This is a genomic window from Roseibium marinum, assembly GCF_002906165.1.
GTDB classification, from domain to species: Bacteria; Pseudomonadota; Alphaproteobacteria; order Rhizobiales; family Stappiaceae; genus Roseibium; species Roseibium marinum.
The window spans coordinates 17,954-34,132 of record NZ_PPCN01000010.1; the positions used below are offsets into that span (position 1 = coordinate 17,954).

General features: G+C 58.6%; 14 protein-coding genes. 6 read left to right on the forward strand and 8 right to left on the reverse strand.

Annotation, left to right across the window (positions count from 1 at the left end; all coding sequences use genetic code 11):
- Positions 1-167 precede the first annotated feature (167 nt).
- The 4 genes from CLV41_RS19885 to ruvX all read right to left on the reverse strand — a co-directional run bounded on the left by CLV41_RS19885 (position 168) and on the right by ruvX (position 4,068).
- Entirely contained in the window at positions 168-1,469 is a 1,302-nt protein-coding gene (locus CLV41_RS19885; protein WP_103224185.1) for a dihydroorotase, read from the reverse strand.
- Positions 1,470-1,481: 12 nt separating this feature from the next.
- Positions 1,482-2,447 (reverse strand): aspartate carbamoyltransferase catalytic subunit, encoded by a 966-nt coding sequence (locus CLV41_RS19890; protein ID WP_103224361.1) that lies wholly within the window; start codon positions 2,445-2,447, stop codon positions 1,482-1,484.
- 134 nt (positions 2,448-2,581) lie between these two features.
- Positions 2,582-3,508, reverse strand: a complete 927-nt coding sequence (locus CLV41_RS19895; protein ID WP_103224186.1) for an AEC family transporter — start codon at positions 3,506-3,508, stop codon at positions 2,582-2,584.
- 74 nt (positions 3,509-3,582) lie between these two features.
- The gene (gene ruvX, locus CLV41_RS19900) at positions 3,583-4,068 is read right to left on the reverse strand and encodes a Holliday junction resolvase RuvX (protein WP_103224187.1); all 486 of its coding nucleotides are present in this window, start codon (positions 4,066-4,068) and stop codon (positions 3,583-3,585) included.
- Between the two features lie 461 nt (positions 4,069-4,529).
- Between ruvX and CLV41_RS19905 the strand changes: the two genes are divergently transcribed.
- The 3 genes from CLV41_RS19905 (at position 4,530) to CLV41_RS19915 (ending at position 6,629) form a co-directional block, all read left to right on the forward strand.
- Positions 4,530-5,234: a metal-dependent hydrolase gene (locus tag CLV41_RS19905; RefSeq protein ID WP_103224188.1), complete on the forward strand. Its 705-nt coding sequence runs from the start codon at positions 4,530-4,532 to the stop codon at positions 5,232-5,234.
- Between the two features lie 62 nt (positions 5,235-5,296).
- On the forward strand, positions 5,297-5,845 hold the full coding sequence (locus tag CLV41_RS19910) for a cupin domain-containing protein (RefSeq protein WP_103224363.1): 549 nt from the start codon (positions 5,297-5,299) through the stop codon (positions 5,843-5,845).
- A 79-nt stretch (positions 5,846-5,924) separates the two neighbouring features.
- Complete coding sequence (locus CLV41_RS19915; RefSeq protein WP_103224189.1) at positions 5,925-6,629, forward strand: VIT1/CCC1 transporter family protein; 705 nt, start codon at positions 5,925-5,927, stop codon at positions 6,627-6,629.
- A 99-nt stretch (positions 6,630-6,728) separates the two neighbouring features.
- Here CLV41_RS19915 and CLV41_RS19920 read toward each other — a convergent pair whose 3' ends face one another.
- The 3 genes from CLV41_RS19920 to CLV41_RS19930 form a co-directional block, all read right to left on the reverse strand.
- Complete coding sequence (locus CLV41_RS19920; RefSeq protein ID WP_103224190.1) at positions 6,729-7,925, reverse strand: lytic murein transglycosylase; 1,197 nt, start codon at positions 7,923-7,925, stop codon at positions 6,729-6,731.
- Positions 7,926-8,070: 145 nt separating this feature from the next.
- Positions 8,071-8,553 (reverse strand): hypothetical protein, encoded by a 483-nt coding sequence (locus CLV41_RS19925; RefSeq protein ID WP_208987626.1) that lies wholly within the window; start codon positions 8,551-8,553, stop codon positions 8,071-8,073.
- Positions 8,554-8,696: 143 nt separating this feature from the next.
- Positions 8,697-9,893, reverse strand: a complete 1,197-nt coding sequence (locus CLV41_RS19930) for an SH3 domain-containing protein (RefSeq protein ID WP_170107264.1) — start codon at positions 9,891-9,893, stop codon at positions 8,697-8,699.
- Between the two features lie 334 nt (positions 9,894-10,227).
- Here CLV41_RS19930 and CLV41_RS19935 point away from each other — a divergent pair, with 334 nt between their 5' ends.
- The 3 genes from CLV41_RS19935 to CLV41_RS19945 all read left to right on the forward strand — a co-directional run bounded on the left by CLV41_RS19935 (position 10,228) and on the right by CLV41_RS19945 (position 13,335).
- Complete coding sequence (locus CLV41_RS19935; RefSeq protein WP_103224192.1) at positions 10,228-11,415, forward strand: ABC transporter substrate-binding protein; 1,188 nt, start codon at positions 10,228-10,230, stop codon at positions 11,413-11,415.
- A gap of 114 nt (positions 11,416-11,529) precedes the next feature.
- Positions 11,530-12,117 (forward strand): TetR/AcrR family transcriptional regulator, encoded by a 588-nt coding sequence (locus tag CLV41_RS19940; protein WP_103224365.1) that lies wholly within the window; start codon positions 11,530-11,532, stop codon positions 12,115-12,117.
- A gap of 111 nt (positions 12,118-12,228) precedes the next feature.
- Positions 12,229-13,335 carry an alkene reductase gene (locus CLV41_RS19945; RefSeq protein WP_103224193.1) on the forward strand — a complete coding sequence of 369 codons (1,107 nt, stop codon included), beginning with the start codon at positions 12,229-12,231 and terminating at the stop codon, positions 13,333-13,335.
- A 143-nt stretch (positions 13,336-13,478) separates the two neighbouring features.
- On the opposite strand, the gene CLV41_RS19950 is transcribed toward CLV41_RS19945, so the two are convergent.
- Positions 13,479-15,851: a hypothetical protein gene (locus CLV41_RS19950; RefSeq protein WP_103224194.1), complete on the reverse strand. Its 2,373-nt coding sequence runs from the start codon at positions 15,849-15,851 to the stop codon at positions 13,479-13,481.
- Positions 15,852-16,179 lie beyond the last annotated feature (328 nt).

Consider the following 16,179-nt stretch of genomic DNA (forward strand, 5'->3'; position numbering starts at 1 on the left):
GCGTATCGTCCCGGCGTCATGCCGTGGCGCGGCCAGAGCATCCATGCCGTGTTGTCGCGCCGTATGCAATTGTTTCCCTGGGCAATGTAACCGCATGAAATGCTGGATCAAGTCCGGCAACGACGAAACCGGTCCGCTCGGTCAGTGGACAAAAGAGCTTCAGGCGATCATGCGTGATTATAGACCGTTTTGCCGGCAACCACTGTGCGGAGCACCCGGCCCGAAAACCGGGCATCAACAAACGGGGAGTTTTTGGAACGGGATCGGATCGCGCTTTTTTCAAGAACCCAGGGGCGATCGAGATCGAAGATGGTGATATCGGCCGGAGCCCCCTTGGCGAGGCGGCCGGTTTCCAGACCCAGCCGGTCCGCCGGGCTGCAGGTCATGGTGCGAAGGAGGGTGATCAGGTCGACCTCATCGGAATGATGCAGCCGCAGGGCGGCGGCCAGCAGGGTTTCCAGGCCGATGGCCCCGTCCTCTGCTTCCGCCCAGGGATGCCGCTTGGTTTCCACATCCTGCGGGTCGTGGTTGGAGCAGATGATGTCGATGGTCCCGTCGGCGACGGCCGCGACCATCGCAAGCCGGTCGTCCTCGTCGCGCAGCGGCGGGGACATCTTGAAGAAGGTGCGGTAGTCGCCGATGTCGTTTTCGTTGTGGGTCAGATGATTGATCGAAACCCCGGCGGTAATGTCGAGACCCCGGCCTTTGCCGGTGCGGATGACGTCGGCGCTGTCGGAGGTGGAGATCAGGTTCGCATGGTATTTGCCTCTGGACATGCCGACAAGGCGCAGGTCGCGTTCCAGCATGATGATCTCGGATTCGCGCGATACACCTGACAGGCCCTTCCAGCTTGCGTTGAGGCCGGCATTCATGACGCCGCCGGCAAGGTCGGGATCCTCGGTGTGATGAATGACCAGCGCATCGAAGTCGCGGGCATAGGTCATCATGCGGCGCATCACCTGCGCGTTCTTGACCGACTTGTGGCCGTTGGTGAAGGCGACGGCTCCCGCTTCCTGAAGAAGACCGATCTCGGCCATTTCCTCGCCTCGAAGCCCCTTGGTGAGGGCGGCAAGGGGCAGAATGTTGACACTGGCGGTATCGCGCGCCCGGCGCAGGATGAAATCCACCAGTGCCGGATCGTCGATCACCGGATCCGTGTCCGGCATGATGCAGATGGTGGTGACGCCGCCGGCCGCCGCGGCCTGGGAGGCGCTTGCCAGGGTTTCCCGGTGTTCGGCGCCCGGTTCACCGACCGAGACGCACATGTCGATCAAACCCGGACAGGCGATAGCGCCCTTGCAGTCGATGATGTCCGCGCCGTAGGGAGCGCCCTGATTGGCCGCTTCCGGTCCGGCGGCGAGGATCGTGCGGTCGGCGATGATGATCGAGCCGGGTGCGTCCAGCCCGCGCGCCGGATCGATCACCCTGGCGTTGGAGAGAACCAGAGGTTTGGGTGCATCGTGAGCCACGGTGAAAGTCCTCTAGATTGTCTCGTTGTTCGGCAGGTTGGCTGCGAGCGCTTCCAGCACGGCCATGCGCACCGCCACGCCCATTTCAACCTGCTCGCGGATCAGGCTCTGTGCGCCGTCCGCGATGGACGCGTCGATCTCCACGCCCCGGTTCATCGGGCCGGGATGCATCACCAGCGCATCGTCCTTGGCATAGGCGAGCTTCTCCGCGTCGAGGCCGTAATAGCGGTAATATTCGCGCACCGACGGCACGAAGGCGCCGTTCATGCGTTCGCGCTGCAGGCGCAGCATCATGACGATATCCGCGCCCTCAAGGCCTTTGCGCATGGAGTTGAAGACTTCCACACCCATTTTCGCGATTCCCGAAGGCAACAGGGTGGAAGGCGCCACAACGCGCACGCGGGCACCAAGAGCATTCAGGAGAATGAAGTTGGAACGCGCCACCCTGGAATGGGCGATGTCGCCGCAGATCGCCACGGTCAGCCGGGCAATCTTGCCCTTGTGGCGGCGGATGGTCAGGGCGTCCAGCAGAGCCTGGGTCGGGTGTTCATGCGGCCCGTCGCCGGCATTGACCACCGAGCAGCCGACCTTGCGGGCCAGCAGATGCACCGCGCCGGCCGCATGATGGCGCACCACCAGCAAATCCGGATGCATGGCGTTCAGCGTCGCCGCCGTGTCGATCAGCGTCTCGCCCTTTTTGACCGAGGACTGGGACACAGCCATGTTCATCACATCCGCACCGAGCCGTTTTCCCGCCAGCTCGAATGAGCTTTGGGTGCGGGTGGAGTTTTCGAAAAAGAGGTTGATCTGGGTGCGGCCCTGCAGGACCAGCCTGCGCTTGTGGATCTGGCGGGAAACCTCGACGGCTTCCTCGGCCCGGTCCAGAAGGCCCAGAATTTCGTGGGGGTGAAGGCCCTCTATGCCCAGCAGATGGCGATGGGGATAAGGGTTGTCTCGATGGGTGTCTTTCGCGGTCATCGAGATCATGCCTATAGGAGGAATCGCCCTGGCGCACAAGACAGGAATTTCACGCGCGCCCCCGCTCTTACCAACTGTCCACACGCTTGCTAAATATTTGAACGGATGGACAAAAAATGAAAGCTGTATTCGGTTCAGGTGAACAGAAGCATGGCCAGAGGGATTGTCACTGTTGCGGCAAGGGTTTGCAGCGTGATGATCTCTCCCATCAGTTTCGCGTCGCCGCCCATCTGCCGGGCCAGGAGATAGGCGTTGCTGGCACAGGGAACCGAACTTGCAATGACGACCACCACGAGCGCGTCACCGCTCACGCCGAACAGCGACGCGAAACCGAAGGCTAGAAGCGGCATGAGGAGGGGGCGCAGAAATGTGCCCATGGTGAGGGCCGGGCCCGGTCGGCGCAGCGATCCGAGATCGAGCCCGGCACCGACGCAGATGATCCCGATCGGCAGGGCCGCGCGTGAGAAAATCTCCAGCGTGTCGTCAACGACGAAGGGCAGAGATATCCCGCCGAGATTGAAGACGAGGCCTGCCCCGATGGAGAGCATGAACGGGTTTGTGTAGAGATCTTTCAGGATCCGCGCCACGCTGGGCGTGGTTGTGCCGGCATAATGCGACAGGACCAGAATGCTGGCCACGTTCAGCGGAGGGATCATGAAAACCATGGCGACCGCGAGCATGGCAAGGCCTGCTTCTCCGGCGACATTGTCGGCGATCGCAAGGGCGATCATTCCGTTCCAGCGCAAGGTGCCCTGAAATATCGACGTGAACCGCTCCGGCGCGATGCCCCAGATACGCTCGATCGCGGGGCGGGCCGCAAGCAGGAGCACAGCCATCAGCGTAATTGACGCCACCAGGCTGAGCCCCATATTGAGAGTGGGAAAGCTGTTGAAATCGGCCTGGGCGATGATCCGGAACAGAACGGCGGGGAACAGCACGTAATAGGCGAGTTTCTCGATACCCCGCCATTGCTCTCCGGTGATCAGACCGGTCCGGGCGATCAGATAGCCGGAGGCAATCACGAGGATGACCGGTATCAGGGCGGCAAGTGTTGTCAGCATTGATGACTATTCGCGTTGGATGAGCCTGGAACTCGGGCCTCGGCGGGACCGGGGTCAGGCAATGGTGGGGTGTCTCAGGTATCTAGTCCCATGAAACCAAGTCGGTCCAGAAAGCCCTGCAGGATATAGGCGGCGGCCATCTTGTCGACGACTTCTGCCCGTCTGGCGCGGCTTGAATCGGCTTCCAGAAGGGTGCGCGTCACGGCCGCGGTCGACAGGCGCTCGTCCCAGTAGGTGATCGGCAGGTCGGTTTTCGGGGAAAGATTGCGGACAAAGGCCCGGGTGGCCTGGGCGCGCGGCCCCTCGCTGCCGTCCATGTTGAAAGGCATGCCGAGAACCATGCCGCCGATTTCGTGCTTTTCGCAGATCTCAAGCAGCTTTTCCGCGTCGGCGGTGAATTTCTTCCGGCGGATGGTCTCCAGCGGTGAGGCTATGCCGCGGCCGAGATCGGACAGCGCCAGGCCGATGGTCTTGGTGCCCAGATCGAGACCGATCAGGCGGCCGCCAGCGGGAAGTGCGGCGATGAAGTCCTCAAGGGAAAGCGCGGGGTCGTTTGCCATTGAACGGCTCTAACAGGGCTTTGCGGCGCATGCCAGCAAAACAATGAAAAGCCGGTCAGATGACCGCCCTGGACTGCTGACAAACTCCGCAGTCATTCCGGGCAGCGTGACGCGAAGCGTCATCGCGTGACCCGCAATCCAGATATCAGCGTGAGCGTATGCGAGCACCAAAACCTGCAAGCTCTGGGAACTCCGGCAATCCTGATGTCTGTACATGCGCGCTCCGGTTCGTTGAGCATGCAGAGGGTGAGCGGAAGTGTTACGGTCATCTGAAAATATGCAGGGAATCCGCTACCGCCGCCGATGGTTTCCGGCACAACTCACGGCGTTTGGGCATTCCCGGCGGCCGGTCACGATGTTGTGTCGGTTTGGCTGAACCGGAAACCCGGCATCAGGCTTGTTGCAGTCCCGCGGCGGCTGATAGCATCCGCGCTTATTGAGAACGGTATCGGGAGACATCGATGAAACTCACATGGTATGGCCATTCCGCATTCAAGATCGAGATCGACGGCGCTTCCATCCTGATGGACCCGTTCCTGACGGGAAATCCATCCTTTCCGGACAGCCTGAGCGTTGACCAGGTCGCCGAGGGGGTGACCCATCTTGTCCTGACCCATGGTCACGACGATCACATTGGCGATTCCATCGAGATACTGAAGAAAACCGGTGCGCAGCTGACGGCTAATTTTGAAATCTGCATGTGGGCGAACCGCCAGGGCGTCGAAAATTTCAGCCCGATGAATACCGGCGGCAAGGTGGACGCCGGACCTTTCAAGGTCGCGCTGACGCGGGCGGATCATTCTTCCTCCAAGCAGAGCGAAGGCGAGGCCATTTACCTGGGCAATCCGCACGGCGTGATCATCGAAGCGTCGGGTGAAAAGGTTCTCTATCACATGGGCGACACCGACATCTTTTCCGACATGGCGCTGATCAACGAGATCTACCGGCCGGGGATCGGACTGGTTCCCATCGGCGACCGATTCACCATGGGCGCGAGAACGGCGGCGATGGCCTGCAGTCGGTATTTCGAGTTCGAGGCGATCCTGCCTTGCCACTTCGGCACATTCCCGGTCCTCGACCAGACTTCGGACGCCTTTGCCCGCGAGCTCGGCGATGCCTCCGGTGCGATGATGACAATTGCGCCCGGTGACAGTATCGACGTATGACAGTGGAACGTCGGCAAGGCGCGCGTGTCTTCCCGGCTGAAGCGATTTCGGAAGAGACAATCATGTCCTGGACCAAATTTCCCATCTGCCTTGGCTTTGCCCTTCTGCTGGCCGGATCGCCCGCGCCGGCGGCCGACAAGTCGATCACGCCCGGCGGCAAACCGGCACCCTCGCAACCGGCCGCAAAACCCAGTTCCAAGGCCGCGATCGAGGCGCAAGCCGCGGCGAAATCGCCTTATGAAAAGGTGCAGGAGGTGTATTCCGGCGATGAGACGATTGCCGGGGAAACGGTTGCCTTTCCGAAAGATAACCCGTCCGTCAAGGCGCTGGTCGTCACGATGGAACCGGGCGAGGTCACCGAATGGCACCAGCATCATGCGCCGCTTTTCGCCTATATCCTGGAAGGCGAGATTACGGTGACCTACGAGGAGATCGGCAAGAAGGTCTACCGCGAGGGAGACGGCCTGCTGGAAGCCATGGATGTTACCCATCGGGGAGAAAACACGGGCGATGGACCCGCGCGCATTCTGACCGTGTTCCTGCTCGGGGACGGCGGCAAGCCGACCGTGATGGAGGCGGCGCCCGGAGACGACAAGGCCAGGGTGGAATAGGCGCTTTCCAACCTGCTGAGCGTCGCTGCGCCCGGTTTGTGGTCCATTGGCGCTCAGTTCAAATTCGAAAGGCAACAAAATGCCCGAAGCGTCCGCTCATCCGGGGGAACCTCACTACATAACACGCAGCGGCTGGTTACGTGCCGCGGTTCTTGGTGCAAATGATGGGGTCGTTTCCGTCTCGTCATTGATAATAGGCGTGGCTGCAGCCGATCCGGACCCGAGCACGGTCATAATCGCGGGCATCGCCGGGCTCTCGGCGGGTGCGATGTCGATGGCGGCAGGTGAATATGTATCCGTTTCATCGCAATCGGACACTGAGAAGGCCGATATCTCCAGGGAAAAGAGTGCCTTGCAGGAGTTTCCGGAAGCGGAATTGGCCGAATTGGCTGCCATCTATCAGGAGAAGGGGCTGAGCGAAAAGACAGCCCTCGTGGTTGCCAGGGAACTCACCGAGAAAGATGCGCTTGATGCGCATGTCCGCGACGAACTCGGGTTGTCGGAAGCGCACGCGGCCAACCCGCTTCAGGCGGCGTTTACTTCTGCGGCGACGTTCAGCGTTGCCGCGGCGATACCCCTGTTGGCTGCTTTTGCCGCACCCGAAAATTCGATTATTCCGGTCGTCCTTGTCGTCACTGTCATCGCTTTGGCTGCTCTTGGCGCGCTAGGAGCCAAAGCGGGTGCGGCACCTGTTTTGCGGGCCACTCTGCGCGTGGTGGTGTGGGGCGTCTTCGCTATGGCGGTCACGGCGGGCGTGGGCTGGCTTTTTGGCGTCGCTGTCTGAGTGGCGCCTGCATCCTGAAGCAACTCACTGAGCATCTTGGTTGCGTTCAACTGAATGAGGGCAAGATGCTTTGGCCGTCCTTGCTGCCAATCAGCAAACCTACAGCCTGTTCAGCAATGCCGGCGTCGGCCATGCGTCCGCGGGCATGCCGAGCTTCTGCTGGACATCCTGGACGGCGGCGCGGGTGCCCGAGCCCAGAATGCCGTCGATCTTGCCGACATCGTAGCCCTTGTTCGTCAGCTTGGTCTGAAGCTGCTTCATCTGCGCATCGTTCAGGCCTTGCTCCGGATTTCCCGCATTGTAGACCGGTGCACCGGCCAGGCGCGTGGCGAAATAGGCGGCGGTGGTCGTGTAGATGAACGACTGGTTCCATTCCAGATAGATGTTGTAGTTCGGATAGGCGAGGAAGGCGGGACCCTTGCGTCCCTGCGGAAGCAGGAGGGATGCGGGAAGGTTTGCGGAAATCTGCCCCCAGCGCGGCTGCACGCCGAGCGACGCCCACTGGGCCCCTGTCCGGGTCTTGTCAAGCCCGGTGGATGCCCAGTCGAGGTTCTGCGGCACGGTCACTTCCTGGAGCCAGGGTTCGCCCTTGCGCCAGCCGAGATGATGAATGAAGGCACCGGCGGTCAGGATCGCGTCGGAAGCGCTTTCCTTCAGCTTCACATGGCCGTCTCCGTCGCCGTCCTTGCCGAACTTGATGATGTCCTCGGGCAGCATCTGCACCATGCCAATTTCACCGGCCCAGGCACCGGTGGTGTTACGGGGATCGAGATCCCCGTGCTGGACCATCTCGATCGCCGCGATGAGTTGAGGACGGAAGAGATGCGGGCGGCGGCAGTCATGGGCGAGTGTCGCCAGGGCGTTGACGGTGTTGAAGTCTCCCTGGACGGCGCCGAAGTCGGTCTCGAGCGCCCAGAAAGCGGTAATGACGGGAGCGGGCACGCCGTAGTCCTGCTGGGTGCGCTGGAAGATGCCCGCGTATTTTTTCATGTTTGCGGCGCCGTTCTTCATCCGGTAACCGGAGATGACCCGTTTGGAGAAATCCAGAAAGGTCAGCTTGAAGACACCTTGCGCCCGGTCGCGGGAAAGCACCTTCCTGTCGATCTGCGCCCCGGCAAGCGTCTGGTCTGCCGCACGCGCCGAAAGGCCCTTGGCGACGGCCTCCTGTTTGACGCCAGCCAGAAACTGTCTGAAATCGCCGCCACATTGCTGGGCAAGGGCAGGCGACCCGGCAAGGAAGAGACCGGCCAGAGCGGCAGCGGCAAAGCGGGGAGAAAAGAGCGCGCGGCGGGTCATCAAAAGTCCTGTCGTCGTTGAGGCTTGTGAAAAGGCAATGCCTTGCTGAAATCGGCCACAGTTGACTTCGCTTCGCCCGCGAGGTCAACCGGGCTCGGGGCACGGAAAGGCGTCTTCCACGACGCAATCGCCTTGGAAATTCCTGCTACTGACAGTTTCCGAAGCCGGATCCGGCTGTAATGCTTCCGTCCGGCGTTTTTCTCAAAGGCGCATTGACACTGGCCGAGGACCGGCAATCGGGTGAAGGTGCGGCCAGGTTCGGCGCCGGGTAGAGCGGGGCGGCATTCACGTCCGAGGTTTGCTGCAGGCACATCTGGTAGGCCATGTCATAAAGCGCCTGCCATCCCCCCGGCAGGGAACCGAGATTGTCCAGGACACCGAGCGCCGCACCCGCCCGCGCCCCGCGCCGGGCTCCCGAAGGTCCGCGCCATGCGCCGCCCGCGACAGCCCCCGCCATGCCTCCGTCGACCGCGTCTCCGACAACATCTCCGCTGCCCATGCGGGCATTGGCGTAATCGGTGGCATAGGTCACGCAGTCGGTGCCGTCCGCGAAAGCAGCAGGGGCAGGGAAGGTGAACTGGACCACGAACGCGATAACGGCAAAGCGGGCAGATCTGGGGGTAAACATGGTCCGTCTCCTGAACTTGGCCGGAGCTTTCCCCGGAGTATTCAAGGCCGGGCACTCATTCCCTCGCCGTCCGGCGAGTGTGGCGATAATGGGTGCATTGTGCCTGTATCAGCTTAACAAGCCTCTACCCGGGCCGGTCGAATTCAATCGACCTGCGGGGCCTTTTCCAGAAACTTCTGGCCGACGTAGCCGGTTTGTCCCTCAAATTGAATGCCACACCACCATGCCCCGCAATCGCCGAACCGGACGTCTGCGCCTGCCGGGATGACGGCAAGGATTTCCGCGTTCTTGTCCGCCGACTGCCGCAGGTTAACGGCTGCGGCAATTTTGCCGGAGTTGGGAAAGGAAGGATCGGCGTTCCGTGTCTCCCCGGTTACCGCGGCGGCTGCATTCCCGTCGGCTTCCGAAACCTCCTGAACCGACATGGCCTGTGTGGCGCCGACGGCCGGTCCGGCCTCACTTGCTGATGTCTGGGCGGAATTTACCGGGACGGCATTTGCCGGAGCGGCGAGGACCGGAAGATCTTGCGTGGCGCTTTCGGCTGCTGCGGCGGGTACGGAAATCTGACGGAGGTCCAGCCGTGCCTGGATCTTGCCTTCCGGGGACCCGGCCGCGTTGGTGTCGACTGCCGTGGCCGAATTGAGCGGCGTTGCGGCCGTCAGACCTTGAGCCGCGAAGGCTTCACGCAACTTGTCCTTGGCTCTGGCTATCTGAAGCCCGTTGGCATCGGCCGTTCCCGCCAGCTCTGTGGCCGCAAGGTCAGGTGTTGAACTGCCCGGGTCAGGGGCAGCTTCTTCAATCAGGCGTTCGATTGTCGTTTCCGCTGCTGTGAGCTGCGCCGCAATCTCCTTGGAACTGCTCTCGCTGTTTCCTAGCAGACCGGTCATGGCGAGCGCGAGGGCACCACCGCCACAGGCGATGATGACAAGCGTGCTGGCGATCAGCGCCCTGAAACCGGGACCATGGCGTACCGGCTCGGATGAGGGGTGTCCGCTTTTGGCCGAACCGGCGGTAACGTGATCCAGTTCCGGGGGAGTGTCACTCTTGTTCGTCCGCTGAAAAACTCTCGGGATCTCAAGCGCCGCCTCTTTCTCGGATGAGACAAGCTTCGGCCTGCGGGTCTCTTCGGGGTCGGGACCGTCGGCCATTGCGTGCATCTGCAGGATTTTTTCCGCAAGGCCGTGCGGCGAAGACCCTTCGTCGGCCTGTGGTCCGTCAGTCGCGGGTTTTCGGATTTCAACCAGCCGCAGATCGCTTTTGGTCGCTGGCAGGTTGGCGGTGTCCGCACTGTTGTCGGGAAACGGATCGCAAGCGGTGGCTGGTGCGGAAAAAGAATACATGTGGCCCTCCTGCTGAAACTGCGTTTTTGGGCATGCCCGGAGCGGTCGACTATTCGATGAGACCATTAATCGCCGTCAATGCGCCGGGAGACGGGCTGCATTGCGGCAGCTCCAAGGAATTTTCGCGCGAATGTGACGCGTATGTGATGCGGTTTTCGTCTGTTTGCAAAAGCCTAACCAGTCTTTGCCATAATCATGGGAGAATCGTTTGCTGACGCGCCGCGGGGATAAACGCTGAAGCATCCCGCGTTCATTCGAACGCGGGATACGATGCTTCGGCGAAAGCAGGTTGACCTGGAGCTGGGCAGCAACTGGAACGAACGGGCAAGACACCATGAAACGCTGCATCTTCCGATTTTTCACGCAGGTAATCAGTCTGGTGGCTGGCCTGATGCTGGTGTGCCAGATGGCGGTGTCGCAGGAGGTTCAGGAATTGAAGATCGGCCTGATGGCGACCCTGTCAGGCCCCGCTGCGGTTTACGGCGAGCAGATGCGCGACGGATTCATGCTTGCCGTCAAGCAATCCAATGGCGCGCTGGGCGGCCTGCCCACCAATGTGCTGGTGGTCGACGACAAACTTGATCCTGCCTATGCCCTCGAGCAGGTGACCAAGCTGATCGATGAAAACGGCATCGATATTCTCGTCGGCGTGAACTTTTCCAAGATCATGCTCGCAGTCCACGACCCGGTGGTGCGGTCGAAAACACTCTTCATTGGAACCCATTCCGGACCGGCGCCAATTGCCGGCCGGAATTGCAGCCGCTATTTCTTTTCAATGGCTTCGCAGGATGACCAGGTTCATGAAACCATGGGCCGGTATGCGAGTTTGAAAGGGTATCAGCAGGTTGTCACGATCGCCCCGGACTATGAAGCCGCCCGCGATGCGGTGGTCGGCTTCCGGCGTCATTTCAAGGGACAGATCGCCCTTGAGATATTCACCAAGCTCGGGCAGACAGATTTTTCAGAAGAATTTGCACAGATCGCCGAAATTGAACCGGACGCGATTTATGCCTTCATGCCGGGGGGCATGGGGGTGGAACTCGTCAAACAGTTTCACGTCTCGGGCCTGAAGGGCATCATTCCCTTTCTGTCGTCCCAGACAATCAATGCTGTGACTTTGCCCTATACCGGCGAGATGGCCGAGGGCCTGTTTTCCGCCTCTCACTGGGCGCCCAACCTGGACAATCCAGCCAACAAGCGCTTCGTGCGCGACTTCGGCAGGGAATACGAATACCAGCCGTCGGTATACGCCGCGCAAGGGTATGACGCCGCCAGGCTCATTCATTTCGCGCTCGAACTGACCGGAGGCATCAAGGAACAGGAAGCGCTGCTGTCCGTCATCAGCTCCGCGCCGTTCGAAAGCGTGCGCGGGGATTTTCGCTTCAACTCCAACCAGTTTCCGATCCAGGATTTTTATCTGGTCGAAGGCGTGAGGCGCACCAGCAAGCTCTACGAAATGGAAGCTGTAGCGCGGGTTTTTGACGATGTCGGCGACGCCTATGCCGGCTCCTGCAGGATGTGATCCCGGCAATCTCGCCTCCGTTGATATGGAAATCTGAAACGATCAGTCCAAAACCGGATTTACAGATCTTGCATTCCGGACTGCATGGTCCATATCAGGGTCATGTCCGACTTGATGTCTTCAAAACACCTGCCTGGAAAAAAGGCGCCTGGACCGGGACGGCCGCGCAACTTCGATGAAGCTGCGGCACTCCAAACCGCGATGTGCGTCTTTTGGCAGAACGGCTTCGAAGCGACCTCCCTTGACGACCTGACCGCTGCCATGGGTCTCAGCCGTTCAAGCTTCTATGGGGCCTTCGGTGACAAGCAGACCCTCTTTCTGAGGGCGGTCGAACAGTATTCGAAAAACGGTATCCGTAATCTCAAGGAGATTGCGGAGGCGACGGAAGGCGATGCTGTCGAGGCGATGATGGAGGCCATCTCGGATCCACATGGCGGGTCGAGAGGCTGTCTCCTGGTCAACTGCGTCACGGAACTCGCGCCCCATGACGCCAAGGTCGCGGAACTCGGCCGCCGTCATCTTGAAAGTATCGAGGAGATCTTTGCAAAGGCGATTGATCCGCAGAACCCCGACGCCGTCCGCGACAGGGCACGCGCCTATACCTCACTTGCAATCGGAACCCTTGCCCTGCGCAAGGCCGGTATTCCCGCCGATCGCATAGCCGACACCCTGAAGCAGGCCAAAACGGTGCTCTCTCCCTAGGAACCGTCTCTGGTCTGCTTCGTTACACCCTAAACGAATGCGCCTGATTATGGACCGAACGATCCATAATCAGGCCACCCGAAACTAACAGACACTCGAAGGAATGTGTTCATGTCAGAACCGAAATTGTTTTCTCCGGCAAAAGCCGGTGCGATCGACCTGAAAAACCGCGTTGTCATGGCGCCGCTGACCCGCAACCGGGCGCGCGCCGAAGACGATACGCCCTATGACCTGCATGTTGAATACTATCGCCAGCGGGCAGGTGCGGGGCTGATCGTTACCGAAGGCTCGCAGATCTCCCCCCAGGGCAAGGGCTACGCCTGGACGCCGGGCATCTATTCCGATGACCAGGTGGAAGGCTGGAAAAAGGTGACCGATGCGGTCCACGCCGAAGGCGGCAAGATCGTCATTCAGATCTGGCACGTCGGCCGGATATCGCATCCCGTTCTCCAGCCCGGCGGCGTTGACCCGGTCGCCCCTTCCGCCATCGCCGCGAATTCCAAGACCTTCGACGGCACCCAGTTCATCGACACGCCGATGCCGCGGGCACTGGAGGAAAACGAGATCCCCGGTATCGCGGAAGATTTCGCCAGGGCAACGCGAAACGCTCGCAAAGCCGGCTTCGACGGGGTCGAGGTTCATGGCGCGAACGGTTATCTGATCGACCAGTTCCTGAAGGACGGGGCCAACCAGCGTGATGATGCCTATGGCGGTTCCGTTGAAAAGCGCATGCGGTTCCTCAAGGAAGTGATGGATGCCGTAACCGGAGCATGGAGCGCCGACCGTGTCGGCATCAGGCTGAGCCCGTTCTCCAACGCCAACGACATCACCGACAGCAATCCGCAGGAAACATTTTCCCATGCGATCCGGCTGCTGAACACCTACGGGCTGGCGTATCTCCATCTGGTCGAGGGGCAGACCGGCGGTCCGCGCGATATTCCCGAAGGCGGCGATCTTGCAGCGCTCTACGCGCTCTTCGACGGAACCAGAATGGGCAACAACGGCTATGACCGCGCCTCCGCGATCGAGGCCGTAGAAAGCGGTGCGCTTGATCTTGTCGCCTTCGGCCGTGCGTTCATTTCCAACCCGGATCTTGTCGACCGGCTGATAAAGAACGCCCCCCTCAATGAGCCCGACAGGGACACATTCTATGGCGGTGGCGAGAAGGGTTACACGGACTATCCCACCCTGGCGGAGAGCTCTGTCGCGGCGCAATAAGCCAATCCGGTTTCAGGCTGCCCGACATCCACCCCCTCCGGGGCGGTCTGAAGGATAGCCGGTGCGGGCTTCCGCCTGCACCGACTTTCTTTTGTCTAAGGGAAACTAGCTGAAACGGCGGTTGGTGGACGCTAAAGCCATAATCATAGATCGTCGCTTTCTCTGGACGTCGGTGGTTTACACGCGAGTGTTACCGGAGTGTCCGGTGAGACAAGCTTGAGCAATCGGAGCATCTTGTCGGCTTGCTGACCGTCACATAGGAAGTTTTGCAGTTTTTCTGAGTTTTTTTCCGAAAGACGCCACCCCAACGGTATTTCATTAAATGCGTCATAAGGCTCAATCACATGAAGTTTTCCGATGCCTGAACGGGAACGTTTGGGGTTGAAATATTCAGAGGCCACTTCCCGGGAGGTTTGAGACCGTTGAGACCAGGTTTTCAGAAGCCCCATTGGTGGCGTGAGGCCCAGTCCATAGGATGTATCCGATATCAAGCGGTCTGTACGCAGATTGATAGTGATCATATGGATCTTGACCTTGCACCACATGCTTTCCCCACTGCCCGTTGGGCAGCCGAACTGGACATGGTCCCTTAACAGCGTTACGATTCTGAGGGCTTGCTCCGTCCCGGAGGATTCAACATAGCCACCGTCGATATATTGTGTTTCGGCTGCAAAAAGCCTGAACTGTTTGGTTTTCCCTTCTTCCGTGTTAGCGCACTCTGAAGATAATGTGAGCCGCGTCAGGGCTCCTGCTGGTGAAGCATAGGGAAACCTCGCGCTCAGGACGGCGGCTTGGATCAGCGAAAGATCCCGGTTTTTCTCAAATCGCTGAGTGTCGGTCAATTTGATTGGATGGTCGGAGCAGTTTTCCATCGGCTTGTAAATAGTATGTCTCTCAGGCCGCTTTGCGAGAATTTCCCGGAATGTAGCGTCCTCTTGCGGGAAGCCTGTTACAGGTCTATTTTTGTCAGAATAACGACCGTGCAGTTTGAAGGGAGAGGATGCAACAGTTCGGCCAGAATTCAGTTCGGTAGTGTTAAGAACAAGAGCTGGAAGCCCGCTATCGGCTTTCCAATGCAAGCTGGCAGCATTTTCGAGATACTGCCTTGATCCGTCCTCATGACGGGAAACCGCAGAAAGGATGGCATTTTCAAGGGCGATTGCTCTGTCAGGAAAGGAAATGGGCCAAGTTGGCAAGAAGCGCTGCGGATAATCGAGTGTGACAAAATTGGCGACGATAGGCGCAAGAAGATCCTCATTGAGAATTTTGAACAGCTTGGGTTCGAGGAGGGCTTCCTCGTTTGCGCACTTCTTTCCTTTGCCCATCGCAATGAGCTGATTTTTCAGCAGCGCTCCATGGAGCGCTGCGCCGACCGAGCCACCGGATACGCCACTGACTGCAAATACGTGCTTGGAGAATAGGCCGCAGCCTTCGGAGGCTAGGCTGTCATCCAGCTTACTGAGGAAAAAGGCGGCGTTCTGAGCAGCATAAATTCCGCCACCAGCGGCCGCGACGATAAAAACCGGTATTTCCTGATCCGCGGCAATGTTTGCCGAATTATGGGTCTTATGGTTCAGCCATGCGTCGAATGCAGCATGGAGTTCGAGGGGTTGATTATCCGCATCAATGGATAGAAGCGGTTCAACTTCGTGATTGTTTGTCCAGTCATAATAGGCAAGGAAAGCGGTCCAGAGACCAAGTAAAATCATGTAAGGGACTTTGGTGCGCATATGTCCCCATGCAAGATAGGTTGCAAATATCAGGATGACTATAAAAAAGCCGACACCGTAGGTTAGAATACCAAGAGTTTGTGGTATCGTAATACCGAAATTAAGGATAACAAAAATATTGACGACCAAGAATGTTAGAAAGATATACCTTAGGTCTCTGAATTCCTTCTCGAGAAGTATTGAAACAAAAGAAAAAATTCCATGTCTTGTTCTGGCAAAGAGCAAATAAATCCAAGCGGCGGAAAGCGAAACACAGAATAATGAGGGGATATATAGTGTTTTATCTTGGGTGATCTGTCCGCTCTTCCAGGCAGCATAGGCAACGGTGAGCAGCGGAGCCACCGCCAGTATTCTAGGCAGCCATCGTCGAGTCCAGCTTCTCGTATCATTCTCGGAGCGGTAGTCCTGATTCAAATCCACTTGCAGGCAGCTGCCGTTGTCATTCCTGTTTGTTAGCCAACGTGAGGTGAACCAGATCGTAAACGGGAAGAAAACAAACAAGGTTGCTGTGCTCGACAACAGAGTGACAATGGAAATCCATCTTTTCTCCGCGTAAACAGGTTCGAACACATTGGAATACAAGGCACGGTATTCATCAATTGTTTGCTCATAACTTAAAAGAAATATGGAAATTAAGACGATGATGATTTGTGCCCTGAGCAGGTGAACGGTTTTCGTTACATCGGCAAGCCAAGCGGCAATCTTGTAAAAAACTGCCGTTATGGTCTTGTCCTTTTTTGGTCCTTGATGGGCGGAATCATTAGGGTCTGAATGGTTTGTAGTCATTGGAAATACTCCAAAACCGATATAAATAAAGCTTGATGAAAATCTTTATTATTATAACGTGAAAATATAAGTTTTGCAATTTCAGCTTGCAGCGCCTCGCTCCCGGAAAATTTCTTATTATATATTGGTGAGTTGGGCAGGTGGTTTTTGCCAATTTGTAATAATCGTACCGCAGCGTACGGGTTTTTCCATTTCTGCACTTTCTCCGGAGAAAAAAAACTGTCAAACCCTAGCTCAAATTCTCATCTATGAGTTTTTGAAACAATTTCGGGTAAAAGCGCTGGCATGGAGTGGCCGTCCTTTTACCGCCCGCCATGAGAAACGGCGC